This window comes from Candidatus Paceibacterota bacterium (assembly GCA_041661265.1).
In the GTDB taxonomy this organism is placed as follows: Bacteria; Patescibacteriota; Minisyncoccia; order JAHIHE01; family JAGLIN01; genus JBAZUT01.
On record JBAZUT010000008.1, the window covers coordinates 53,962 to 77,074 of the forward strand.

Below are 23,113 nucleotides of genomic sequence, written 5' to 3' on the forward strand. Positions count from 1 at the left end.
AGATATCGGGTGCGGCGATAAACTGCATGAAAGCATCGTTATATCCTGTGTCGATGAATATCGGCTTTTATCACAAAGATATGTTTCGCAACAAGTCAAAAATTGATTTGATTGGGGATGACTATTCTTTTCCTGCAGATGATAGTTGTTTCGATACTATTCTTTGTACTGCATAGACCATTCAGAAAGCTTTACGCGGTTGGTATTAATTAGTTGAGAATATATGAATCTAGAAAAAAGGACCATTAGGGGTCTTGGTTGGTCCGGCATTTCACTGTTTATCCGTTTGTTGTTTAATTTTGTCATAACGGCGATCCTGGCCAGAGTGCTGGTGCCGGGAGATTTTGGAATGTTTGCGATGGTTGTTTCTTTCACAAATTTCTTTGCAATCTTTTATGACCTTGGATTAACTGCAGCGTTAGTACAATATAAAGAACCCATGGAAGAGCATTTTTCCTCAGTGTTCTGGTTAAATATTTTGGCCGGTTTTATTTTAATGCTGGTGGTAATGTTGTTGGCCTCGACAATTGCCGGTTTCTATGGGGAGAGCAGGGTCATATCCGTTGTTCTGGTGTTGGCCTCGATATTCTTCATCTCTTCTTTTGGCATGGTTCAATCCGCCATATTCACAAGGCAGCTTGATTTCAAGTCTCTGGCCATAATTGAAATACTGGCAGTTTTTATTTCCGGTGTAATCGCCATAGCATTAGCTTTTTATGGGTTTGGGGTTTGGAGCCTTGTCTGGCAGCAAGTCATTCTTAGTTTCATTGCAACGGTCTTTCTTTGGGTGTTTTCAAAATGGAGGCCTAAACTATTGTTCGAATGGCAGCGGATAAAGGAGTTGTTAGGTTTCGGTCTAAACCTCACCGGTTTCAGTTTGCTGAATTATTTTAACCGTAATTTTGATAATATTTTTATTGGAAAAACATTAGGACCCGTATCATTGGGATTCTATAATTTGTCTTATAGGCTGATGCTTTTTCCCTTAAATAACATCTCCCAGGTTATTGGCAGGGTCATGTTCCCCAGTCTTGCATTGATCCAGGGCAATAAAGATAAAATCAGTCTTATGTATATTAAGGCGACTCGACATATTGCCGCAATAACGTTCCCTTTGATGACGGGCCTTTTTTTGGTGGCGCCTCAGTTTATAAGGATAGTTTTCGGAGATAAGTGGGAAAGATCTGTTTTGATTCTTCAAATTCTTGCCTTTATCGGATTGATACAGTCAATTGGAACAACTGTGGGGTGGATCTATCAATCACAAGGAAGGATGGATATTATGTTTCGCTGGGGAAGATATGCTTCGATCATAATCGTAGCTTCTTTTATTGTGGGGGCGCAGTGGGATATAGAGGGAGTGGCTGCTGCCTATGCAATAGTTTCATTATCTCTGGCACTTCCTAATTTTATTATTCCTTTTAGGTTAATAGATCTAAAATTGTCTTATTTTATCAAGCAATTCAGATCGATTTTTCTTTCAGCGATGGGAATGGGATTAATGGTAATATTTTCGAATGTTATAATGATAAAGTTGTCAGTAGAAAATGATATGATCATTTTTCTTACAGAAGTATTTATTGGCGCTATAAGTTATGCTATCTTCATGTCGATATTTGATAAGCCTTTGTGCAGAGACAGTATTATTTTAATCAGGCAATTGTTATATTTTACAGATGCCGGAAAGTAAATCTTAAAAATTATGAAAGTAGTTATTCACTACAAGAACGGTTCTTATCTTGGTATTACTGAAAATTGGATATATAGCCAGACAAAGAACCTGAAAAGATATAGGCCAATCGTTTACGCATTATGTTCGGAGAATCTGAATGTCTATCCGACCGAATGCATAAGATCATTTGGGCCTTGCAGAAAAGGATCTTCAGAGCGCAGAACGCCCCTGATGTTTCTTAACAGAATATTCAATAAAATATTTAGTTTTTATCCGATGTTCTGCTACTATTTAAGAAAAGATAAGCCCGATCTGATACATGCCCATTTCGGTCCTTCCGGGTATAGTTTTTTAAAACTAAAGGATTATTATCATGTGCCCATGATAACGACTTTTTATGGCTATGACCTTAGCATGCTCCCCCTGGAGCAGCCCAAGTGGAGAAAGAGATATAAAAAATTATTCGCAGAAGGAGAAAGATTTCTTGTTGAAGGAAGCCATATGAGGAATTGTTTGGTGAAGTTGGGCTGTCCCGAAGAAAAAATACGCATCTTCCATCTTGGCGTGGATCTCAAAAAAATTAAATTTGTTGCGAGAGACAAATACGCAGAAAACGGGGATATCAAAATTCTTATAGCTGCCAGTTTCAGAGAAAAAAAGGGCATACCTTTCGCAATTGAGGCGGTGGGGAGGGTGGCTAGGAAGCGGTCCGGGTTAACACTTACTATAATCGGAGATTCGAATGGAAACGACGAGGGAGAGAGGGAAAAGAAGAAGATCATTGAATTGATAGAAAAGTATGACCTAAAGAGCAAAGTCAGGATGCTGGGCTATCAGCCGCATGATATTTTTGTGAAGGAGCTTTATGAAAATCATATTTTTATACATCCAAGCGTTCATGCTTCTAATGGTGACACCGAAGGAGGATCTCCCGTGTCCATAATAGAAGCTTCTGCTTCCGGGATTCCAATTTTGTCGACTTTTCATTGTGATATACCGGAAGTAGTCATTGATAATAAGAGCGGTTTTTTGGTTCCGGAAAGAAATGTCGAGGCTTTGGAGGAAAGGTTGGAATTCATGTTGACTAATTGTGATTTATGGAAGAAAATGGGTTTATGTGGAAGACGGCGTATTGAGGACGAATATGATATGATAAAACAAGCCATAAAATTGGAGGACATATATGACGAATGTGTTAGTATGAGATCAAGTTTAAAACAATAATGCAGTTTTAGGGATAATACCGGAATTGACAGTCAAGGAAATTGCGCAAGGCTATGTGAAAATGATTTAAAATGAGAATACCGGCGAATTTTATCAATATAAGAAGCATCATGACTAAAATACTTATAACTGGCGGAGCGGGATTTATTGCAAGCAATTTCATTCGTTATATTTTGGAAAAATATGACGATTATTCTGTTATAAACATAGACAAGTTAACTTATGCAGGAAATCTGTATAATCTGAGAGATGTTGAAAGAGATCCTCGCTATAAGTTCATAAGGGGAAATATCTGCAATAAAAAAGCGATAGAAGGGATTTTTAAGAGAGAAATGCCGGAACTTGTTGTTAACTTCGCTGCTGCGACTAATGTCGACCAATCGATCATTGAACCTGAAGTGTTCACGGAAACGAATGTTTTAGGCGTTCATATTTTACTTGAAGCGGCGAGAAAATTCGGCATAAAGAAATTTTTACAAATATCTACCGATGAGGTCTATGGCAGTGCAGACGAACATAAATTCAAAGAAACCGATAACATATCTCCAAATAATCCATACTCATCATCCAAGGCCGGAGCCGATCTGTTGGCGAGGTCTTATTATAATACCTTTGGATTGCCGGTGGTTGTTACGCGTTCATCCAATAATTTCGGATCATTTCAGTTTCCGGAGAAACTAATTCCTTTTTTTATTACAAATCTTCTGGAAAATAAAAAAGTTACATTATACGGAGATGGTTCCAATATACGCGATTGGATCTATGTTTTAGACAATTGTATCGGAATAGACATTGTTTTGCACAAAGGAAATGTCGGGGAAGCTTATAATATAGGGGGCGGGAATGAAAAGAGCAATCTGGAGGTTACAAAACTTATTTTGCAGGAAACCGGAAAAGACGAATCTTTTATAGAATATGTCAAAGACAGGCCGGGACATGATTTTCGTTACGCCTTGGATACTACAAAGACAAGAAAATTAGGATGGGAGCCGAAACATGATTTTGAGGAGGCAATAATTCAAACTGTTAGTTGGTATAGAAATAATGGATCTTGGTGGAAACGGATAAAATCCAAAAAGCAGTTTAAGAACTATAAGAAACAGCTCAAGGGAATATTGAAATAAGCCACAAGAAAGGCTAAACAAACTAATATAAAAGTTCATGAACGTCAGTAATGTTTGTGGTCTTATTAAAAACGAGATTCTCAGTGTCTGGTATCGAGGCGCTAACTATGAGTGTCCGTTCTGCAATAAAAAATGCCGTAAATTTTCAGTTGCCGGAATAGACAAAAGAGCGAATGCGAAATGTCCACTTTGCCAATCGTTGGAGAGGCACAGATTCCTGTGGTTATATTTGAGAAACAAAACGCCTTTTTTTGAAGAAAGGATAAAAGTGCTCGATGTAGCGCCAACTCCCTTTTTTCAGAAGATGTGCAAAAAACTTCCCAATATGGAATATGTCAGTGCGGATATATCCTCTCCGATTGCAATGGTAAAAATGGATATAACCGATATCAAATTACCTGACGAGCAATTCGATTGTATTATTTGCTATCATGTCCTGGAGCACATCACTGAAGACAGCAAGGCCATTGGCGAACTGTTCAGAATTTTGAAACGTGGAGGGTGGGCAATTATACAATCGCCGATTGATCCAAATAGAGAAAAAACATTCGAAGATCATGCGATAACTGGCTTCAACGATAGGATAAAAAATTTCGGACAGGGAGATCATGTCCGAATCTACGGGTTGGATTATATAAAGAGATTAGAAGAAGCCGGATTTATCGTAAGGATCGATGATTATTATTGTGAACTACCATCTGACATTTCACAAAAATACGGTCTGCTAAAAGATGAAAAGATATATTTTTGCATGAAGAAAAGATAGCTCTCGGCAATTAAACATTTAAGCAATAAATATGAAAGGGATAATCTTGGCCGGAGGAAATGGCACTAGGCTTTTGCCTTGTACCATGGTGATCAATAAACATCTCTTGCCTGTCTATGATAAACCGATGATCTATTACCCATTGCGGACTTTGGCTTATGCCGGAATAAAAGAAGTTTTAATAGTCATAGGAGGTAATAATCCGGGTGATTTCGTAAAACTTCTGAAGAATGGCAAAAGTTTCGGCTTAAAGGGAATCAATTATGAGTATCAGGAGGGGTCTGGCGGAATTGCCCAGGCGCTTAGCTTGGCAGAAGATTTTGCGAATAAAGAAAAGATCGCTGTACTGCTCGGAGACAATATCATTGAGGATAATATAAAAAAAAGTGTTGAAGATTTTAAAACTCAAAAAAAAGGCGCTAAGTTGTTTTTAAAAGAGGTGTCTGATCCTGAGAGATTCGGCGTTGCGGAGATAAAAGGAAATAAAATTATTGCGATTGAAGAGAAACCCAAAAAGCCTAAGACCAAATTAGCCGTTACCGGATTATACATGTACGATAGCCATGTTTTTGATGTCATAAGGACTTTGAAGCCTTCTGATCGCGGAGAACTGGAAATTACCGATGTCAACAACTATTATATTAAAAACAGTAATGTGACTTTTGAGATATTGAGTGGATATTGGGGTGATGTCGGGAAATTCGATTCGTTGCATGAAGCGGCGGATTATGTCAAAAGCAAGCACTTTAGATATTAGATCACAGTCCTTGTATAAAGATCATTGTTTTTTTCGGATGGTATTGTCAGATCGAATGAAGTTAACTGTCCAAAAAAAGAAAGGCCGTCGCCTTTCTTTTTAAAATTGATATCTTTTGCAATGTTTTTAGGAAACGCCCTTTGTCAGGACAACAGTAGAAACGACGATGACCATAGCATATGCGAGACCGCAGATGACCATGCCGATAACTCCGTAGGAGATAGTTTTCTTTGCAGTAGCAACTGAATCTTCATTTCCAGCAGCGGTTAGATATTGAAAACCGCCCATAATGATGACCAATGTAGCGATCATAGCGATGAAACCGAGAATGAAGTTGGTAACATTCATAATCGATTGTATGATGTCGGTCTGTACGTTCTTTGGTGATCTTTTGGTTCCCCAAGTAGGGATAGTAGTAGCGAAAGCGACTCCTGTCGTATATGCCAATGCGTATGCGATCGATAGAGAAGCAAATACGCTTTTTACCGTTTTTGTCATTTTGTTCACCTCCTTTCAAATATAATAAAAATAATTTCTGTAATAATTTTTATGTTGGCTTTAATACGGTTTCAACCAGTACGACTACGATAGCGTAGGCGAGGCCGCAGATTATAAGTCCCAGAAGTCCGTTTTTGATGGTCTTTTTTCCGGTTTCGGCTTGTGATTCGTCTCCGGCAGAGGTTAGATACAAGATACCGCCCCAGATTATGGCAAGCACTGCGATCGAACCGACAAATCCCAGGATCCAGTTCGTCATGTTCAGTATCGCTTTGTCAAAACTTGTCGGAACGCTGTTCGGCTTCGAAGGCGCTGACCACTTGCTCGCTGCGCTCGCGACTTCTGTCGCGAATAACATTATATTAACAAAAAAGAATGAAAAAATGTGCTTTAAATTCATTCTTTTGCAGTGATTTTCGGTCATTTTTTTATTTTATTTTTTAAAATATTTGAGAACTATTTCAGTATCGTATTTACGAAGACTACGACCAATGCATAGGATATGCCCGAGATCACAAGTCCCATCAAAGCATACTTGATCACTTTTTTGGCTTCGCTTGCAGTGTTCTGATCTCCCAGGGAATATGTGTATTTTATTCCGCCCCAGATAATCGCGAGCACTGCCATGGAAGCGACAAATCCCAGGATCCAGTTCGTCATATTCAGTACGGCTCTGTCAAAGTTACTAGGAAGGCCAAAATCATTTACGGGAAGGGCCCATTGCGCAGAGGCGATTTGGATCGGTGCAAGACAGACAGCTATATATAAAACAGGTTTTAATAAATTCATGAGTTCTATTGCTTATCTTGTGTTAATTATTGCACAATAAGTCTTGAAGGTCAAATGGCTATGTAAGTATGGTGCTGACTACAACGATCAGGGCATAGGATATGCCTACAACTACAAGTCCCATGAGGGAATATTGGACTATTTTTTTGCCCGTTTGAGCTTGTTCCTGGTTTCCTGTGGACATAATATAATATAAACCTCCAATAATGATCATTATAACACAAATCGCCGTTGCAAAACCCAGGATCCATCCTGTCAGGTCGTGCAGGGCTGCAGTGAAGGCTTTTGATGGAATTCCCGCTCCGCAATCCGCCTTACAATTGAAGATGTCTTCGCCTGCTTTCCAGTCGCACGTGCCGTCGGGGCAAGCGGCAGCGATCACCCTATTGGCAGAGAATGGCAGAAATGTAAAAAACAAAACTAACAATAATTGTGCGAAAAAACGCTTTTTCATTCGTTTTGAATATTTTTATTTATGAGCGCGATAGTTTTCAATTGCCTTATGGAGCGCCGTTGCGGCGAGGTTTGAACAATGCATTTTGACCGGAGGAAGCCCCTCGAGGCTGTCCGCTACATTCTTGTTGGAAATTTTTAATGCCTCGTCCAGCGTTTTTCCTTTGGCAAGGTCCGTTACCATCGATGAGGTGGCGATCGCAGCTGCGCAGCCCAGGGTTTCGAATTTAATATCCTCTATCGAATCATTTCTTTTGTCTACTTTTATATAAATTTTCATCAGATCTCCGCAGACCGGATTGCCTGCTTCGCCTATTGCGTCCGCTATTTCGATTTTACCATAATTGTGCGGCTTTGTAAAATGCTCTATGACCTTTTTTGAATACATATATGTAAATTTATAGTCTCGCGGTGCTTGATTAATGCTCTTATTGTATAATATCATAGATTTGTGTCAAACGGGACTTTTGCGGGATGTTGAGGCGAAACGCAAAAATGCGGTAAAGCTTCGAATTTGAATGTGTTTCTCCTACATTGCTCAGCCTACGTCCGGCTTTCCGTTCGTCGTAAAAATTTGACATTTATCCAATGTTTGCTATTATTATATTACAGGAGATGATCATTGTGAAATCAAATAAAATAATTCCAGGCGAGGAAGAAAAGAAATTCATGGGAGAGCCTCTCCCAATAAGATTTATGAACAGAATGTTCAATTTCTTCGGTTCTCTGGGACCGCCAAATAATGGTAAGGGCAGTTTTATGTAACTTCCCTTTTATTTTATCAAGATCGCGCGTTGCGCGTTTTTTTATTCATTGTCAAAATTTCGTGTAAAAACAGTTCCAAATATTTTGTCCGATGCAAGGTCTGTGCTGGCCTTCATTTCATTCACAGCCGCAATTTGCATATTATTGGAAGTCCATGCGATCTTCCAGTTTATGGGAATTGTGATCAATGAATTGAATTTGCTTCCCCTGCTTCCCAATTGTTTCTGGACCAAAATGCTATATTTTTCGGCAGGTTTCGTGTAGTCGTCGAAATTTATCTTATATGGAAGCTTGTACTTGTATGTAACTTCAACTTTTTCTTTGGGGCTGACAAAGACCCAGTTTCCGAATACGGTCTTTCCCGATTCTTCGAATATCTGCGTTTTGGAATCAACGTCGATCCTAATGGTCTTTTCTATTTTTTCAACATCCTCATCGGTCTTGAATCCGCTGTAGTCCATCGGAGGGGCATATTCTTCAATGGTATGGCCTTTTGCTTCAAGGAGCGTGCTTCCGAGCGGAACATACACTCTCATATAATCCGCGTTTACGCGATTATACCAGTCATAGTCGCTGTCTCCTCCATTGTGGATCCTGGTTATTTTTACGGTATCAATGATCGAACCATCGGCCATTATTTCGGTCCGGAGATCTATTGTTTCGTCGACGACAGCATCCGTTTTAAATCCGTTAATGTTACTGTTCACGACGCTGAGATAGTCCCCGCTTGAGTTCTGGATCTGTCCTCCCCATCCTCGTTTCAGGATCATGTTCTCTATTTCAGCCTCTCTGTGAAAAAGGACGATATGTTTTTCTTTCAGGCTTTTTTCGAATGCCTCGAATGTTCTCAGGTATTTTGATATTTTTTCTTGGGTTGAAAGATTCTCGGTATCCAGAAGTTTTTCTATGATCCTCGGAGCAAGATCAGCCAAGAACTTTTTGGGATTGTTCTCTTTCTTGTCATACAGTTCCTCGACTTGAAGCTGGGTCATCCTTAAAAAATTATCCTTGTCTACGATCGTATTGTATTCGGGCATTGCGATCGGTCCGGTGATCCCTAAAATATTTTCTATCACATTCGGAGTGATGGCTATGACGCCGTCAACCGTCGGTCCGCCTGTTTTCTCATAGAATGAGGCAACCTTTTTCGCGCTGAGCGGAAAATCCGCAAACCAGTTCGCATCGTGCATGCTCCAGGCGGCGCTGATCTTCTGGATCGGCATCGGAGGAACTATCTTTTCTTTGAGCTGGCCATCCGGATTGAATATTCCATCCACGAAGAAGTTCTCCAATTTGCCGTTTTCGATGTCGGCGATGGCATAGCTTCCGATAAAACCTCCGCCTGCCCTGATCTCGGTATTGTTCTCAAATATGAAAAGATATTTTTGCAGGCGGTTTTCGCTGCCCAGCATTTTGAGCAGTATCGGAATGTCCTGGTCCAGATTTTTCATGTTATTTGCGACATAAGGAACCTTGTCTTTCAGTGTGGCCAGTTTTTCGCGATAATCTTCCGGAACGAAAGCATCATCGATATTCTGCATGTTGTCACTTGCAGTTTCCAGGTGTGTTGAAATTTTCCTGATGTGTCCCTGAAGAGGATATATCTGGTCGATGGAGAAATTGTTCTTGTCCAGAAAGGAAATATCTTCGAAAAGGCCGGCAGCTTCTTTTCCGGCAAGGGAGACATTTTCTCCCGCTGATGCGATGTTCTTTGCTGTGGAAAGAGGCGTGTTGATGGGGAGGCTGTTCAGGATTCCGGAGATCCCCATTCCGAGGTCATCGATAGTGTTTTTGGTATTTGAAAAATAGAGATTTGCATTGGAAAGATTATTTTGAGTATTTACCAGATCGGAATTCGAGATGGAAATGCCGGCATCTTTCAGGTATCCCAACGCCTTTGTTCCTTCGGCGAGAACCTGATCTTTTCTCTCCAGCTCTTTTTCGAGGGAAGCCAGGCCAAAGACCATGGATGTTACGACCAAGGCGGATGACAAGAAGAAAACGAAATTCTTCGCAAAAGAGAATGACGGGCGGGACAGCAGCAGCTTTTTTTCAGGCCTATCCGCCGCACTCGACTCCTTCATCTCGTTGCGGGTGTTTTTTGTCTCGATCTTTTTTTGGGCGGATCCTTTTTCCGGCCTGATGTCTTGTGGGCCATCGTTCTTGAAAGCGGCCTGTTCTACCCAATCCTTTCTTTTTTGGAAGACACGTTCCGTGCCGATCTTCGCGCTTTCCGTCCTGATTATTCCGGAAACGGACTTTTTGTTATTTTTTGTCGGAGCATCGGCGTTCTTTCTGGAAACAGAAAAATTGCGGAGATCAACTACGCCTTTTGTCCTCAAGTCCCCCCTCTGATAGAGAAGGTTGGATTTTCTAACGGGAATGATGTCCACAATAGAAAAATCAAAATTTAAAAATCAAAATGCAAAATGAATGTGTTTTAAAAAATTTATAATTTTTAAAACTCCTAAATTTTGATCTTTGATTTTTGCACTTTGAATTATATCGGGATTTATTGAGTAAAGTATTATCTGTCGACAAAATGTTTTTACTTCAGCATCCTTTCGTATATTTTCAATGTTTCTCTTCCCATTTTTTCCCAGCTGTATTTTTTTACCTGCTCGAAACCTTTTTGTATGAGTTCATTATACAACTTTTTGTCCGTCAGAACCAGCCTCATTTTTTCCGCCATCTCCCTGTGGTTGTTCGGATCGAAATAGATCGCGGCGTCCCCAAGGATCTCTGGGAGGCTGGTTCTGTTTGACGAGATCACGGGCGTTCCCGAGGCGAATGACTCAAGGCCTATGAGGCCGAATCCTTCATAGAAAGAAGGTATAACAAATAAGCTCGCGGCATTGTAGAAGGCGGGAAGCTCTTCCTGGGCGATAAAGCCGATCCGCCTTATATCTTTTTCAAGGCCTAGTTTTTGCCAAGTTTTCCTGACTTCCGGATAATATGGATCTTCATTTCCGCCGAGAACCAGATCGAAATCCATTTTGTATTCTTTTTTCAGGACACCGAAAGCTTCTATGAGGCCTACGAGGTTCTTGTGATTCCTCCACACGCCCGTGTAAAAAATGAAAGGTTTATGAAGCGCGTATTTGCTTTTCAGCGCACTTATTTTCGCGGAATCTTTTTGGGAGGAAAATTGTCCGTCTACGCCTTCATACACCACGTCTATTTTTTTTCCGTTGATCCTAAAATGATCCACGATGTCTTTTTTGGTGTTTTTGGAAACTGCAATGACTCTCGAAGCCTTTTTTACTGAGGAATAGAAGACGGCGCGGAAGCCGACCCTCCGGAGCAGGGATTTCATCTTATGTCCCGGAAAGAAGAATGGGGTTATGTCATGGATCGTAACGGCCGATTTTCCGAAATAAAGGATCGGAGAATTGAAATGTGTAAAATGCACCAGATCCAGGTTTTGCCGGTATAGCTCAAAAGGGAACAGCAATTGTTCGGACCAGCTGTACCACTTTGAGGATAACTTCACTTTTTTTATCCTGTCGTTCGGAGTTTTGAAATTGTCGAATTCCTCCGGAAGCAGAAATATGACATAGTAATTTTCTTTGTCGAATTCGAAAATACAGCCGATAAGATGGCGGATGTAATTTCCGATGCCGGTCTGGGCGAACCCATACATTCTGGCGTCTATGCCGATGGTTAATTTATCTTTCATGGAATGGATTATTGACAAATCTTAAAAAATGATGTAGTATATATAAAAAAGAGAGGTGCTATAAATATGAACCAGAAAAGTTATCAATTTAGGAAGCTTTTTAACAAGCTCTGTGTATATTTGTTGGTTGCCTTGATCTTGATTACGGCTACAACAACGTCTATATTGACAATTGTTGATATTCCCACGAAGCTGATATTCAGCGTGTTGGGCATTACGGCTTTTGTTTATATAGCATTTAAGATCAATGAGATAGAGAGGAAATCTTGTTTTCCAAATGAATCCAGCAATAGCTAGTAAATCTGGCTATTTTTTTATTGCAGCGCTCAGGCGTTTTGCTGTTTCCGGACGGAGCAGGGTTTATATTGACTAAGTCAGCGTTATGTACTAGTATTATTTCTATTGAATGGAGGCAATTATGAAAAAGATCGACAGGTCATTGTTTGGAACACTGCTGTTCTTATTTGGAGCAATGGTTGTCCCGCTGCTTCGCGACTATGGATATCTCCCCATGACACCTAAAACGATGTTATTGATCACGGGGTCGATGCTTGTAGGCTTATACCTATGGATCTCAGGATTAGGGAGTGAAGGAGAGCGATCAGCTCAACCCGGTAAAAACTAGGCCGCAATCAAAGTTTCCAAAGTTTCTCTTGCACAACGCTGCCAAGAGAATTTTTTTATGCGTTCAAATCCTTTTTTTATGAGAATGTCTCTCAGCTTATCGTCGGTGAGGACGTTTTCGATCGCGTTTGCAAGTTCATCCAGGTCATAGGGATCGACCATTATCGCGGAATCCCCTACTGCTTCGGGAAGGGATGAAACATTGGAAGTGATGGCCGGAACTCCATGGGACATAGCTTCAAGAGGAGGAAAGCCAAAGCCTTCATAAAAAGATGGATAAACAAAAAGATCAGCCAATCTGTATATGTATTCCTTATCTTTTTCTTCAACAAATCCGGTTAGTATGATATCATTTTTCACCGGGGATCTGTCTATCTTATCAAATATTTCCTTGTAAAGCCATCCCTTGGAGCCGGCAATGACGAGTTTTGGAATGTCGAATGTCGAATGTCGAATGTCGTTTTTTGTTCTGAATAATTCGTATGCCTTAATGAGCCCCACTATGTTTTTTCTGGGTTCCAAAGTGCCGAGATAGAGGATGTATTTTTCCGGCAATCGGTATTTTTTTCTGATCGCACCAACATTTTCCATTTTTATTTTTCCATTTTTCATTTCTTGTTCTATCCCCGAATATATGACCCTGATCTTTTTTGGATCTGTGCCGTAGAGGCTTATAAGATCGTTCTTTGTTGATTGAGATGCGGTTATGATCCTGCTGGCTCTTTTCGCCTGATTTTTCGGGTCCATGGAAAAATGCCAGTATGATTTGCTTTTTGAATAAAATTCGGGATATTTCTCAAAGCTGAGATCGTGGAACGTCACGACGCTTTTGCATTTTCGGGAAAGTGATGAAAGGAATATGTGAGGAGAGAACATGATGTCGATTCCTCCGAGCAGCCTGTCTATTTCAGGTATTCCGGACAGTTTTGAGGAAATATCAAGGATCCTGTTCGGAATACTTGATTCTATCAGTTTCACATTCGGCAAGTCCAAAAAGCCGTAAGAAAGCCTTACTTTTTTGTATCCATTATAAAAAAGCCTGAACTCGATGCCAGTGTCCAGACCAAGCATATTTGAAAGCAGTTTTTCCGTGTATGCTTCGATCCCCGTTCTCGTTCCTCTTGCTAGCATTCTGATGTCGATGCCGATGATCATTTTTCCGTATTATATGTTATTTGGATCTAGAGCTTCGTAAGCTAATGTTCACCAATAGCTCATAATTTTCATTATAAATTCCAAAAAGAAGCTTGTCGGAAAGGCTCTCAGTGCAGATATTCTCTTGAAAGCGCTATGAATATCCCAAGAAGCAGTCCCGAAGCGATCCCGATCACAAAACTTGCAAGAGCATCCAGTTTGTTTTCGACGATAACAGGCATCCCTCCGGAAATTAAAAATGACACTTCCCCATTGCTCGCTTTTTCGAATGATGTTGTTTTTGAATTTACGACCTCAATGATCGCTTTGGATATCTTGCCTGCTTCATCGGCGTTTTTCGATTCGAATTTTACTTCGACGAACTCGGCGGACAATTTTTTGGCTTTGAATTTTTTTGAATAGCTCTTGATGTTCTTGAAAGCCGGATCGATCCCGGACCTGGAGTATATTTCGTTCACGATCTCGGGGCTTTTAAGCCATTCTCCGATGGAATCGGATAGCGTGTCGGCGGCTTCAAAAGCGTAATATCCGTCGAACTTGAAATCCTCCGTTTCCTGGCTTCCGTTCTTGTGTATGAACAGGGACTGCGAAACGTCATAAGTTATCGGCCTCAATATAGAGAATAGAAAGGTGGAAATTCCCGTTATGGCGCAGACCGTTATTATGAGCCTATGGTTTTTTTTGATGAGCTTAAGATATTCCTTGAGGTCCATGATATAAAATTAAAATTTAAAATTCAAAAATCAAAATGACAATGTAAAATCTAAAATATTTTATCATTTTAATCTGTCATTTTTTATTTTTATTTTTGCATTTTTCACTAATGCTATTTTTGAATCATTTATTATTTCTAAACTCCATATATTCTCTCTCAATGTATTTTCTGATCTTATCCTTGAACATTTCCTTATCGAATTTGCCTGCGTGTTCCCTGATGCTGGCCGGATCGAATGTATCCGGATCGAAATTATTGACGATATCGATGACAGCTTGCGGCGTCTGTTCGTCGAAGAACAGGCCCGTTTTTCCTTCAATGACGGTTTCGAGGGCTCCGCCGCCGCGATAGGCAATGACGGGACGGCCCGATGCCATGGCCTCGAGTGGAGTGATCCCGAAATCCTCTTCCGAGGGGAATATGAAAGCCTTGCATCCGGAATAATATTTGCTCATTTCCCCATCCTCAAGATAACCCAAAAATTCTATATTGTCATTAGATCTTTTTCTGAGGTCTTTCATTTCCGGACCCTTGCCCATAATTTTGAGCGGGAGCCCGAGGGCATTGAATGCGTCGATGACAATGTCGAATCTTTTGTATGCGAGAGCGCGGCCGACCATGAAATAGTAATCCCCGACTTTTTCAGATATGGAAAAACTTTTCATATTTACGGGCGGATTGATGACCTCGGACGTTTTGTTGTAGTATTTTCTGATCCTTGAAGCGACAAAATTCGAATTGGCTATATAGAGATCCGGCCTGTCGGCGGAGATCTTGTCCCACAGTCTGATATAGTTCATGGCAAAAGGGATCAGTTTCTTTGTCAGGTTCGAATATTTGAATTCACGCAAATATTTATGGCAGTCGTCCCATGCATATCTCATCGGAGTGTGGCAATAGGTAATATGGAGGGTATTCGGTGAAGTTATGGCTCCTTTGGCGTAGCTATTGGAGTCTGATAGGACGATATCGAAGCCGGAAAGATCGAATTGTTCTATTGCCATAGGCATCAAGAGAGGGAAAAGCCTGTGATGAGAGCCTATGAAAGGTATTTTTTGCAGGAATGACGTGTGTATTTTCCTGTCTGAAAAGGCCCCGTTCATGAGTTTTCTGTCATAGACCATCGTAAAGATCGGAGCTTTCGGGAATATCTCCGTGAAAGCTTCCAGAACCCTCTCGGCACCTCCATATTGCACCAAGTAATCATGCACAAGCGCTACTTTCATAATAGCAGATATTAGATATTGGATATTTGAATATTGTAATATCTAATTTCCAATATCCGATATATCCGATTCAGATTAAATCCTTCTAAAAAGCTATGACCCAAGAAGCTGTCATTAACATACTGACATTTTATCAATAAAAGATACTTTATTCAAATAATACAATAATTCCGGATCATTGCCGATCCGGAATCCGGGCATATTATGAACCCAACTCCGCTACGAGCAGCGGAGTATCGGGGTGGGTTTTTTATGAGCTGTTTCGGCTCCGCCTTCGGCGGACATCCTACATTTGAAATATTATTATATATTTGTGGCAAGCCGCGGGGTTTTCTGACACCATAATAAAAAGGGATCTTACATTTTTTCATGGCTGTCCAGTTCTTTGTTCACGAGTTTGTCCGCCAGCTTATTCTTCTCCCTTGGGATATGAATGAATCTCACAGAATCGAATTCCGGGATCAGGTTTATGACTTTTATAAAGAGCGGTTTCAGTCCCTCGTTTTTGATCTTGTATTCACGGTTCAATTGTTTTACGACAAGCTCGCTGTCCAAATGGCATTCGATGCTTCCGGGGCCCATTCTTTTATGTGCGAACAGCTCTTTCGCCTTGTGAAGAGCCAGAATAAGCGCTTCGTATTCGGCTTGATTGTTTGTTGCGTTTCCGATATATTCCGAAACTTCCAGGATCACTTCTTCCTTGTCTTTGATCACGACTCCGCAGGCGGCAGGTCCCGGATTTCCGCGCGCTCCCCCGTCAGTATAAATCATTAATTTATCGAATTTGATCATCTGGCTTGACAATAATGAATTAATTTGATAATATCTCATGTTAAACACTCAGGAGGTGATCTGTTTGACAGAGGATGAAGAGAAGACAAAAGAAACTGAAACTGAAGCTGAAAAAAAAATTAAGCTTAAGTCTTCCATTGCAGCCGTGACATTGATGCTGTCGCTATTCATTTTTGCATGGGTAGCAGCGCAATTAAATTCTTCAGATTTTTGCGGCAGTACGGCCTTGAATCAATTTATGCCTATAGTATATATTCTAATTGGAACAGCCAATCTATATATCGGGTTAAGAATAGTTCAAGAGCTGATCGGGAAAGATGGTGATGAGCGTGTCGAGGAAATCGCGAGATCAATTTCTTTCGTTGCATATAGTTACTTTTTGGTGTTTTTGCTTATAATGCAAAATAGCTGCGTGCATCGCTACGGGAATAAATTTGATCTGTATTGGATGTTGCGCGAAAGCTTTGTGATAATATGTGCGGCATTTGCCATCATATGCGCATACCATACCGTTTATTTATTAATAAAATATATAGCAAAGAGAGATGAAACATCTAACCAATAAATGGTTAGTTTTTTAATTCATATTCGGGCTGCCTGTCTTCAAAGCTTCAATCTCCTCTACTGCCTGGTTCACGATATTTTCCAAGTTTCCTCTGTCGAGCTCTATCATGTCCATCATATTCGAAAGGATGCCATCTATGCGTTCATCAAATTTGTTGTACGTCATGACGGTTTGCGCCTGTGAGGCGAAGACGCCGACTTTGCTGTTGGAATTGACCTGTTCTCCCGTGAGGTCATTTCTTGCCGCTGGCTTTCCGGTCGAATCCAGATATTTTTTCGAGTTTTCCTTCTGTGCGGCAAAGCTTAAAAAGCTCCATGCAAGTTTCTTGCAGTCGATCTCGTCGGAGAGTTCTTTGGGCATGGATCCGCAACTTTCCTTTTTGGATACCACGGGGGTCCAGACGCTGGAGATATTTATGGGAGTCGAGTCTTCCAACTGAGGCATCGGAGATATGCCATATTTGAGGTCCGGAGACGCGGCCAATAGATTGCTGATCTGGTAGCTATAGCCGAACATCATGGCGACCTTCTGGTCTTTAAATGCTTCAAACGAGTCGGGTTTCGTGTTGTTCCAGGTGTAGATATCTTTCAGGGGATCAGAGAACTCGCTGTAGAAAATTATTGCCCTGAGCCCCGGATTCCTTTTTTCCGGACCGCCCGTCGTGATAACTTCGATCTCTTTGTTTATGTCGACATTTCCCTCTTGGTCGATTATTTTCGCTCCGCCTTGCATCATGAGAAGCGCCAATATGTCGGATGACCGATTTACGTTCTTTCCTGAACCTATTGCAACGCCGGACCTTATTATATTATCATTCTTGGTCGAGGTGAGTTTTTTTACATCATCCTTGAATTCTTTCCATGTTTTTGGAGGATTTTTTATGCCTGCTTTATCGAAAAGCTCGATGTTGTAATAAAGCGCAAGCGAATCCGAATATGTCGGGATGCCGTAAAGCTGGCCCGAATAGACCCAGCTTTTTATGGTTTCCTGCGGAAAAGCGTCCAATATATTCTCGAAGGTCAGAAGTTCATATTCCTTGATGTATGCTTTGTTCTGTTCCAGCGGAAAAAGATCCGGTGCATATCTTTCGAGCCAGTTGCTGCTTATTGTAAAGATGTCCGGGGAAGTACCGCTTCCTTTCGCGGCAAGCAGGTCTTTTTCATATGTCAGATAATCTTTTTTTGTGTAATTGATCCTGATGTTGATCTTTCTGCCGTTTATTGTGAAATTTTTGTTCTGAAAAGCGTTTATTATGCCTTGCCAGCTGTCCGAATTATCCCAAAGCCCCCAAAATTCCAGCGTTACATCGATCGGTTTCTCATTTGACAGGACCGGCGCTTTGAAATCAGGATATGCCTTTACGAGAACATATCCCGCCGAAGAGATGATAAGAAGCAGGACTATTACAATGAATATTTTTTTTAGCATTTTATTTTAGAAATAGTTTTTATTCATGCAGTTATTCCGCATGGCAAGCCGCCCGTATCAATTGAAAATGCAAATATCAAAATGAAAAAATGGAAACTTAAAATGACAAGATTTTTTAACTTTATATTGTCATTTTGATCTTTGATCTTTGCATTTTGATCTCACGTATGTTTTTCAAACAACTCCAGAACTATCTGCTCTAGCATACCGTGCGATGATCATCGCACTTTTATTGTATCTTATTTTCCGATAAATTTCAAAAAAAATAGCAATGAGCCGATGAGGATAGCGAGGTCTGAGATGTTAAAAGAGAAATAGCCGGCTAATGTGATATAGTCCATGACATATCCCGCCGTAATTCTGTCGATGGCATTTCCCATGATTCCTCCGAAGATCAGTCCGGCATAAACGGCAACTCCGCTTTCACAGGATGCGAGCAGCGCTTCCTTTTTATATATTGCATAAAAGAAAGCAAGGGCTAGAAAGATCAGTGCAACGCTGCCGTCGAACGGAAGGCCGAAAAGAGCTCCGTGATTTCTGTATACAGGGTAATCGAGTATTTTATTGGCGAGGGCGAATTTTATTGTCTGATCAAGGAAAGAAACGCCAAAAACAACGAAGAAAAATGTTCTTGCATAGCGTTTTTTCGGATTAATTTCAGTCTGCATAGGATTAATTTCTCACTTCGCTGCATTCAACGCATAGCGTCGCTTCAGGCATGACCTCGAGCCGTTTGGGGTTTATATCTTTTTTGCACTTGGAACAGATCCCATAAGTTCCCTCGGATGTTTTCTTGAGCGCATTGCCGATGTTCTTCAGGCCTTTCTCAAGATCATGCTCAACTGAGAGCTTGCTTTCGTAATCCGTCGATTCAATGGCATTTTCGTCTTTATGGTCGCCGAGGTGCGCGAACTCGGTTCTGAAGTCATCCTTGATCCCCTTGTTCCTTTTGGCGAATTTTTTAAGCTGAGCAACGAGATGCTGTTTTTTTGCGATGAGTTTGTCTTTTATCTCCTGAATTTTTCTTGTTTTTTTTTCATTTGTCATAAAAGAAGTTTATAGATTAAGTCAAAGGATATATAAATGGCGATAGAAATGCATGGCCCATAGGATCTTCCGGCTTAATGCTCTATCCGGTCCGGGCCAGCTGGCAGATCATAGGTGACAGAAAAAAAGAACCGGTCGGACATTTATTGGTGTAAACGTAAAAATATGCTCCTGCGGAGCTTGTATACATATGATATATAATATTGCATTAAAAATCAAATATCTTATAACCCTATATTAAAAAAAGGCCTATTGACCGCATAAAAAGCAAAAAAGGCGTTGATGACCTCTATAATAAATATTTAGGCTCAAGCCTTTTTAGATCACTGTCTAGGATCTAATTCATCCGGGTGATGGATGGCTGCAGCTGTGTACATATCTGAATATTAATTCTTTGATATGCAGATACGTACACAACTACAATTAGATCAATTAGGACAAAGATCTCATTAGTTCTTTGTTTTTTAAAGAACCATACACTCCCACCATTATTGCGTATTTTCCTACATGTTTTTTTATTTTTTTTATGTTTTTATTTTTTTGTTTCTTTTTTCTTTTTATTTTTTGTTTTGTTTTTTTATTTTCTTTTTTTGAAAATGGAAAACACGACTTCAAACAGCAAGGAGAAGATTGTTTGCAATGATTTAAATGTCATTCACGGCCTAGTGGTTTGTTTTTAACCGGACCGAAACCGCGAATTGAAAATTGTACTCATTCTTCTTCCAACGTTATATGGGAGTTTGTTATGTGAAGGTGCAATCCGTTTCTCATTACATATACAGTATAACATGAAAAAACTGCTTGGTCAATACCTTGGCATGTATAACGTGATATAATCGCTAAGAATAAACGAAAAACAGTCATTTTATTAAACAAAAACGGCCGTAGAAGTCAAGTAACTCTAAGACCGTTTTTGAAATAATTATCAACAAGTTATCCACAATTCACTATTTCTCGCTAACTTCAGCTGTTTTTTCTGTGGATACAGCTTTCGGTTCTTCAGCTTTTGTGGTTTTTTGTTCTTTATTTTCAGTTTTCTCTGATTTTTTGGCTAAGATTGGCTTTAATCCTAGTCTATGATCCTGAGGTTCGATGGAAATTATCTCAAATTCATAGGATTTGCCTACTTCCATGTTCTTCAGGCCGCTATCATCGCCAAGTTTTGACACATGAGCTAGTCCATGTATGTCTTTATCGAGCTGTACAAAAGCGCCAAATGGATTGACCTTGGTCACTTCTCCCTTTACTTTCTGGCCAACCTGGTACTTTGAAGCGACATTCTTCCATGGGTCTTCTTCGAGGGCCTTGATAGAGAGAGATATCCTGGAATCATCAATTCCAATGATCTTGCACTTTACTTTCTGGCCAACATTAAAGATCTTTCTTGGATCATCAATCAGTTTCCAGGCCAGCTCGGAGATGTGAACTAATCCTTCAAGCGTACCATTGAACTTGACAAATGCGCCAAAATCCACTATACCGCTGATTTCGCCATCAACAACATCACCGACTTTGAGAGTAGAGATCTTTTCGTGCTCTTCTTTCTCTCTGGTGGCTTTTTCGCTAACGATAAGCTTTCCTTCGTTCTTATCGATGCCAATGATCTTGACCCTGATGTCCTTGCTCACGAGTTGCATGAGAAGGGACAGGATCTTGTTCTTATCGCCATCGCTGACTCTGGGGTAATTATCGCTAGAAAGCTGGGATGCGGGGAGGAATCCTATCATTCCATTGACCTTGACCATAAGTCCGCCCTTGTTGGCTTCCAGGACTTTGGTTGTGACGATTTCGCCTTCGTCCATCTTCCGCTCAAGTTCCTTCCAGATCATGTCCATGCTTGTCTGTTTGAGCGACATTTCCACAAATCCGTCTTCATTTTCAAGGTCGGTGATAGTAGCGGAAATAGGCGTTCCGGGCTTCAGATCTTTAAAAGAGCTGAGAGTACTGATTATGCTTTTCCCGTAACCATAAATAGCCCCTGTTCCGATCGGACCGAGGTCTACATATATGATATTACTGCCTATTTCGATAATACTACCCTGGGCAACATCTCCAACTTTTGGCAGCTTTGGCGCGTTTTCATCGTTCAGCAAAGCTTCCATGTCGTTGTTCTTGCTTACCTTCTTATCGGAATTCGACATTTTTTTACTCCTTTCTTTTTTGGATTTTTAGCCGTTTCCTGCGAATATACGCATTAGGGCATATACAAGAGAGGCTAAATGGTAAACTCAGTATAATCCATATTTAATATGTTGTCAAAAGCCTTTATCCATGATAGTATTTAACTGTGCAAATACGCATTTTTCAGCGTATTTCAATGGAAGATTTGATTTACATTTAAGAACAAAAAAATGAATATTATCTGGTATGGACAGAGCTGTTTCAGAATACAAAGCAAGGACATTACTCTTTTTACCGATCCTTTTGACAGGGCGATCGGCCTCAGACCTCCGTTCGGTGCGGCAAATATAGTGACGATCAGCCATGATCATATAGATCACAATAATCATGAAGTTTTGAAAGGGGAATATTCAGTTGTCGACAGCGCGGGCGAATATGAAATAAATAAAGTGGTTATAAAGGGCATTGATTCATTCCATGATGACAGTGAAGGCAAGGAGAGAGGCCAGAATGTGATATATAAGATAGAAATGGAGGATATGAAGATATGCCATCTCGGGGATTTCGGACAGTCAAGCTTTTTGAACGGACAGCTGGAAAAGATCGGACAAGTCGATATTCTTTTCATACCGGTCGGAGGGGTTGGAACAATAGACTGGAAGGTCGCGCAAGATATAATAAACGAGATCGAACCGAGGATCGTTATTCCTATGCATTTCAAAATAAAAGGTTTGACCGGAGAATTTTCAAAACTGGATACTGCGGAAAAGTTTTGCAAAGAGAATGGAGTTTCTCTTAATGACGCCGTAGACAAGCTCAGTTTGAAGAAAAAAGAACTCCCTCAGGATGAAGCGAAAGTCATCCTGATGAAACTTGCTTAAAAGCCTAAGATCTTTTTGTGGTTGATATTATTTCGAAGATAAAAGCCATAAGGAACAAGCCCGAAGAAACAAGAAAAATGATTTTGTGGACAATGGTTTTTATCTGCATGGTCATTGTTTTCGGAATATGGATATTTTCTTTTTCGAGGACAATGAATAATGCAAATAATTGGTCAGGTTTGGATCTTGATAAATCTCCGAACTATGGAAAATTTACGAAAAGCTTTGATGATCTGGAAAAAGAGAAAAAAGAAGCGATGAAAAATGTGACGCTTGAAGTTGAAAAGGCGGAAGCTGTGGCTATCGCGATGAAATATGTTAATGAGAGCAAGGTTTTGGAAGGGATCGGCGCAAAGGACATAAAATTGACCAAGGCGGAGAAGATGGGCGGTGTTTGGCTTCTGGAATATGGACAGATATATAAGAATATTCCGGTCGAGCTTAGTGATATTGCGATCTCGGTCAACATAGAAGACAAATCTGCAAAGATCGAAAAGAGCGTCTATTATACCGGGATCGATCTGGAAGTAGTTTCGAAATTATCAGAAGCGGAAGCGCTGGAGATCATAAAGAAGGAGATCAAGGCGGAAAGTGTGATAGCGAAGAAGTCTGAGGTCGTAGTTTATACAGTTGAAGGCGGCAAGGAAGATCCGGTTCATCATCTTGCATGGAAGGTAAATGTTTATGATGAAGAATCGTTTTTTGATGCGACATACTTCGTAGACGCGAACAGCGGAAAGATTTTGTCTGAGTGAGATAGTTCAAGAGAATTCAGCGAATTCGGGCGAATTTAGGAGCGCCTGTAATATTTCAATATAAATAATAACAATAC

The 23,113-nt window shown here is 40.4% G+C and carries 25 protein-coding genes; 10 read left to right on the top strand and 15 right to left on the bottom strand.

Going from position 1 to position 23,113, the window contains the following annotated elements:
• The first annotated feature begins 223 nt into the window (after positions 1–223).
• The 5 genes from WC788_06440 (at position 224) to WC788_06460 (ending at position 5,543) form a co-directional block, all read left to right on the top strand.
• Entirely contained in the window at positions 224–1,690 is a 1,467-nt protein-coding gene (locus WC788_06440; GenBank protein MFA6097238.1) for an MOP flippase family protein, read from the top strand.
• A 12-nt stretch (positions 1,691–1,702) separates the two neighbouring features.
• On the top strand, positions 1,703–2,896 hold the full coding sequence (locus tag WC788_06445; protein MFA6097239.1) for a glycosyltransferase: 1,194 nt from the start codon (positions 1,703–1,705) through the stop codon (positions 2,894–2,896).
• Between the two features lie 110 nt (positions 2,897–3,006).
• On the top strand, positions 3,007–4,020 hold the full coding sequence (rfbB, locus tag WC788_06450; protein MFA6097240.1) for a dTDP-glucose 4,6-dehydratase: 1,014 nt from the start codon (positions 3,007–3,009) through the stop codon (positions 4,018–4,020).
• A gap of 37 nt (positions 4,021–4,057) precedes the next feature.
• Entirely contained in the window at positions 4,058–4,786 is a 729-nt protein-coding gene (locus tag WC788_06455; protein ID MFA6097241.1) for a methyltransferase domain-containing protein, read from the top strand.
• A 31-nt stretch (positions 4,787–4,817) separates the two neighbouring features.
• On the top strand, positions 4,818–5,543 hold the full coding sequence (locus WC788_06460; protein ID MFA6097242.1) for a sugar phosphate nucleotidyltransferase: 726 nt from the start codon (positions 4,818–4,820) through the stop codon (positions 5,541–5,543).
• Between the two features lie 126 nt (positions 5,544–5,669).
• Here WC788_06460 and WC788_06465 read toward each other — a convergent pair whose 3' ends face one another.
• The 5 genes from WC788_06465 to nifU all read right to left on the bottom strand — a co-directional run bounded on the left by WC788_06465 (position 5,670) and on the right by nifU (position 7,671).
• Positions 5,670–6,041: a hypothetical protein gene (locus WC788_06465; GenBank protein ID MFA6097243.1), complete on the bottom strand. Its 372-nt coding sequence runs from the start codon at positions 6,039–6,041 to the stop codon at positions 5,670–5,672.
• A gap of 49 nt (positions 6,042–6,090) precedes the next feature.
• The gene (locus tag WC788_06470; protein MFA6097244.1) at positions 6,091–6,465 is read right to left on the bottom strand and encodes a pilin; all 375 of its coding nucleotides are present in this window, start codon (positions 6,463–6,465) and stop codon (positions 6,091–6,093) included.
• 32 nt (positions 6,466–6,497) lie between these two features.
• Positions 6,498–6,701, bottom strand: coding sequence for a hypothetical protein (locus tag WC788_06475; protein MFA6097245.1), 204 nt, complete (start codon positions 6,699–6,701; stop codon positions 6,498–6,500).
• A 187-nt stretch (positions 6,702–6,888) separates the two neighbouring features.
• Positions 6,889–7,284: a hypothetical protein gene (locus WC788_06480; protein MFA6097246.1), complete on the bottom strand. Its 396-nt coding sequence runs from the start codon at positions 7,282–7,284 to the stop codon at positions 6,889–6,891.
• Positions 7,285–7,299: 15 nt separating this feature from the next.
• On the bottom strand, positions 7,300–7,671 hold the full coding sequence (nifU, locus tag WC788_06485; protein ID MFA6097247.1) for a Fe-S cluster assembly scaffold protein NifU: 372 nt from the start codon (positions 7,669–7,671) through the stop codon (positions 7,300–7,302).
• A 236-nt stretch (positions 7,672–7,907) separates the two neighbouring features.
• Here nifU and WC788_06490 point away from each other — a divergent pair, with 236 nt between their 5' ends.
• Complete coding sequence (locus WC788_06490; protein MFA6097248.1) at positions 7,908–8,048, top strand: hypothetical protein; 141 nt, start codon at positions 7,908–7,910, stop codon at positions 8,046–8,048.
• 41 nt (positions 8,049–8,089) lie between these two features.
• On the opposite strand, the gene WC788_06495 is transcribed toward WC788_06490, so the two are convergent.
• Entirely contained in the window at positions 8,090–10,441 is a 2,352-nt protein-coding gene (locus tag WC788_06495; GenBank protein ID MFA6097249.1) for a DUF4012 domain-containing protein, read from the bottom strand.
• Positions 10,442–10,596: 155 nt separating this feature from the next.
• Positions 10,597–11,727: a glycosyltransferase family 1 protein gene (locus WC788_06500; GenBank protein MFA6097250.1), complete on the bottom strand. Its 1,131-nt coding sequence runs from the start codon at positions 11,725–11,727 to the stop codon at positions 10,597–10,599.
• Positions 11,728–12,133: 406 nt separating this feature from the next.
• On the opposite strand from WC788_06500, the gene WC788_06505 reads away from it, so the two are divergent.
• Positions 12,134–12,352: a hypothetical protein gene (locus WC788_06505; protein ID MFA6097251.1), complete on the top strand. Its 219-nt coding sequence runs from the start codon at positions 12,134–12,136 to the stop codon at positions 12,350–12,352.
• Here WC788_06505 and WC788_06510 read toward each other — a convergent pair.
• The 4 genes from WC788_06510 to WC788_06525 all read right to left on the bottom strand — a co-directional run bounded on the left by WC788_06510 (position 12,349) and on the right by WC788_06525 (position 16,278).
• Positions 12,349–13,506 (bottom strand): glycosyltransferase family 1 protein, encoded by a 1,158-nt coding sequence (locus WC788_06510; protein ID MFA6097252.1) that lies wholly within the window; start codon positions 13,504–13,506, stop codon positions 12,349–12,351. The genes WC788_06505 and WC788_06510 overlap by 4 nt on opposite strands.
• Positions 13,507–13,613: 107 nt before the next feature.
• Positions 13,614–14,219, bottom strand: coding sequence for a hypothetical protein (locus WC788_06515; protein ID MFA6097253.1), 606 nt, complete (start codon positions 14,217–14,219; stop codon positions 13,614–13,616).
• A 124-nt stretch (positions 14,220–14,343) separates the two neighbouring features.
• Positions 14,344–15,447 (bottom strand): glycosyltransferase, encoded by a 1,104-nt coding sequence (locus tag WC788_06520; GenBank protein ID MFA6097254.1) that lies wholly within the window; start codon positions 15,445–15,447, stop codon positions 14,344–14,346.
• A 357-nt stretch (positions 15,448–15,804) separates the two neighbouring features.
• Entirely contained in the window at positions 15,805–16,278 is a 474-nt protein-coding gene (locus WC788_06525) for a ribonuclease HI family protein (GenBank protein MFA6097255.1), read from the bottom strand.
• Positions 16,279–16,303: 25 nt separating this feature from the next.
• Here WC788_06525 and WC788_06530 point away from each other — a divergent pair, with 25 nt between their 5' ends.
• Complete coding sequence (locus WC788_06530; GenBank protein ID MFA6097256.1) at positions 16,304–16,804, top strand: hypothetical protein; 501 nt, start codon at positions 16,304–16,306, stop codon at positions 16,802–16,804.
• A 12-nt stretch (positions 16,805–16,816) separates the two neighbouring features.
• Here the strand turns inward: WC788_06530 and WC788_06535 are convergent, their stop codons facing one another.
• From WC788_06535 to WC788_06550, 4 genes are all read right to left on the bottom strand, one after another.
• Positions 16,817–18,232 carry an extracellular solute-binding protein gene (locus tag WC788_06535; GenBank protein MFA6097257.1) on the bottom strand — a complete coding sequence of 472 codons (1,416 nt, stop codon included), beginning with the start codon at positions 18,230–18,232 and terminating at the stop codon, positions 16,817–16,819.
• 239 nt (positions 18,233–18,471) lie between these two features.
• Positions 18,472–18,900 carry a signal peptidase II gene (locus WC788_06540; protein MFA6097258.1) on the bottom strand — a complete coding sequence of 143 codons (429 nt, stop codon included), beginning with the start codon at positions 18,898–18,900 and terminating at the stop codon, positions 18,472–18,474.
• A gap of 4 nt (positions 18,901–18,904) precedes the next feature.
• Positions 18,905–19,279, bottom strand: a complete 375-nt coding sequence (locus WC788_06545; protein MFA6097259.1) for a TraR/DksA C4-type zinc finger protein — start codon at positions 19,277–19,279, stop codon at positions 18,905–18,907.
• Positions 19,280–20,226: 947 nt separating this feature from the next.
• On the bottom strand, positions 20,227–21,420 hold the full coding sequence (locus WC788_06550; GenBank protein MFA6097260.1) for a S1 RNA-binding domain-containing protein: 1,194 nt from the start codon (positions 21,418–21,420) through the stop codon (positions 20,227–20,229).
• Positions 21,421–21,630: 210 nt separating this feature from the next.
• On the opposite strand from WC788_06550, the gene WC788_06555 reads away from it, so the two are divergent.
• Together WC788_06555 and WC788_06560 are read left to right on the top strand one after the other, a co-directional pair.
• On the top strand, positions 21,631–22,281 hold the full coding sequence (locus tag WC788_06555) for an MBL fold metallo-hydrolase (protein ID MFA6097261.1): 651 nt from the start codon (positions 21,631–21,633) through the stop codon (positions 22,279–22,281).
• A gap of 17 nt (positions 22,282–22,298) precedes the next feature.
• Positions 22,299–23,036, top strand: a complete 738-nt coding sequence (locus WC788_06560) for a PepSY domain-containing protein (GenBank protein ID MFA6097262.1) — start codon at positions 22,299–22,301, stop codon at positions 23,034–23,036.
• Positions 23,037–23,113 lie beyond the last annotated feature (77 nt).

What these genes read in the sequence shown, in the direction of transcription:
- WC788_06480 (MFA6097246.1), bottom strand. Translation starts at nt 7,284, where the DNA reads ATGAAAAAGCGTTTTTTCGCACAATTATTGTTAGTTTTGTTTTTTACA.
- WC788_06525 (MFA6097255.1), bottom strand. Translation starts at nt 16,278, where the DNA reads ATGAGATATTATCAAATTAATTCATTATTGTCAAGCCAGATGATCAAA.
- WC788_06545 (MFA6097259.1), bottom strand. Translation starts at nt 19,279, where the DNA reads ATGACAAATGAAAAAAAAACAAGAAAAATTCAGGAGATAAAAGACAAA.
- WC788_06520 (MFA6097254.1), bottom strand. Translation starts at nt 15,447, where the DNA reads ATGAAAGTAGCGCTTGTGCATGATTACTTGGTGCAATATGGAGGTGCC.
- WC788_06465 (MFA6097243.1), bottom strand. Translation starts at nt 6,041, where the DNA reads ATGACAAAAACGGTAAAAAGCGTATTTGCTTCTCTATCGATCGCATAC.
- WC788_06460 (MFA6097242.1), top strand. Translation starts at nt 4,818, where the DNA reads ATGAAAGGGATAATCTTGGCCGGAGGAAATGGCACTAGGCTTTTGCCT.
- WC788_06505 (MFA6097251.1), top strand. Translation starts at nt 12,134, where the DNA reads ATGGAGGCAATTATGAAAAAGATCGACAGGTCATTGTTTGGAACACTG.
- WC788_06510 (MFA6097252.1), bottom strand. Translation starts at nt 13,506, where the DNA reads ATGATCATCGGCATCGACATCAGAATGCTAGCAAGAGGAACGAGAACG.
- WC788_06535 (MFA6097257.1), bottom strand. Translation starts at nt 18,232, where the DNA reads ATGCTAAAAAAAATATTCATTGTAATAGTCCTGCTTCTTATCATCTCT.
- WC788_06500 (MFA6097250.1), bottom strand. Translation starts at nt 11,727, where the DNA reads ATGAAAGATAAATTAACCATCGGCATAGACGCCAGAATGTATGGGTTC.
- WC788_06475 (MFA6097245.1), bottom strand. Translation starts at nt 6,701, where the DNA reads ATGACGAACTGGATCCTGGGATTTGTCGCTTCCATGGCAGTGCTCGCG.
- WC788_06445 (MFA6097239.1), top strand. Translation starts at nt 1,703, where the DNA reads ATGAAAGTAGTTATTCACTACAAGAACGGTTCTTATCTTGGTATTACT.
- nifU (MFA6097247.1), bottom strand. Translation starts at nt 7,671, where the DNA reads ATGTATTCAAAAAAGGTCATAGAGCATTTTACAAAGCCGCACAATTAT.
- WC788_06555 (MFA6097261.1), top strand. Translation starts at nt 21,631, where the DNA reads ATGAATATTATCTGGTATGGACAGAGCTGTTTCAGAATACAAAGCAAG.
- WC788_06540 (MFA6097258.1), bottom strand. Translation starts at nt 18,900, where the DNA reads ATGCAGACTGAAATTAATCCGAAAAAACGCTATGCAAGAACATTTTTC.
- WC788_06550 (MFA6097260.1), bottom strand. Translation starts at nt 21,420, where the DNA reads ATGTCGAATTCCGATAAGAAGGTAAGCAAGAACAACGACATGGAAGCT.
- WC788_06455 (MFA6097241.1), top strand. Translation starts at nt 4,058, where the DNA reads ATGAACGTCAGTAATGTTTGTGGTCTTATTAAAAACGAGATTCTCAGT.
- WC788_06440 (MFA6097238.1), top strand. Translation starts at nt 224, where the DNA reads ATGAATCTAGAAAAAAGGACCATTAGGGGTCTTGGTTGGTCCGGCATT.
- WC788_06470 (MFA6097244.1), bottom strand. Translation starts at nt 6,465, where the DNA reads ATGACCGAAAATCACTGCAAAAGAATGAATTTAAAGCACATTTTTTCA.
- WC788_06515 (MFA6097253.1), bottom strand. Translation starts at nt 14,219, where the DNA reads ATGGACCTCAAGGAATATCTTAAGCTCATCAAAAAAAACCATAGGCTC.
- rfbB (MFA6097240.1), top strand. Translation starts at nt 3,007, where the DNA reads ATGACTAAAATACTTATAACTGGCGGAGCGGGATTTATTGCAAGCAAT.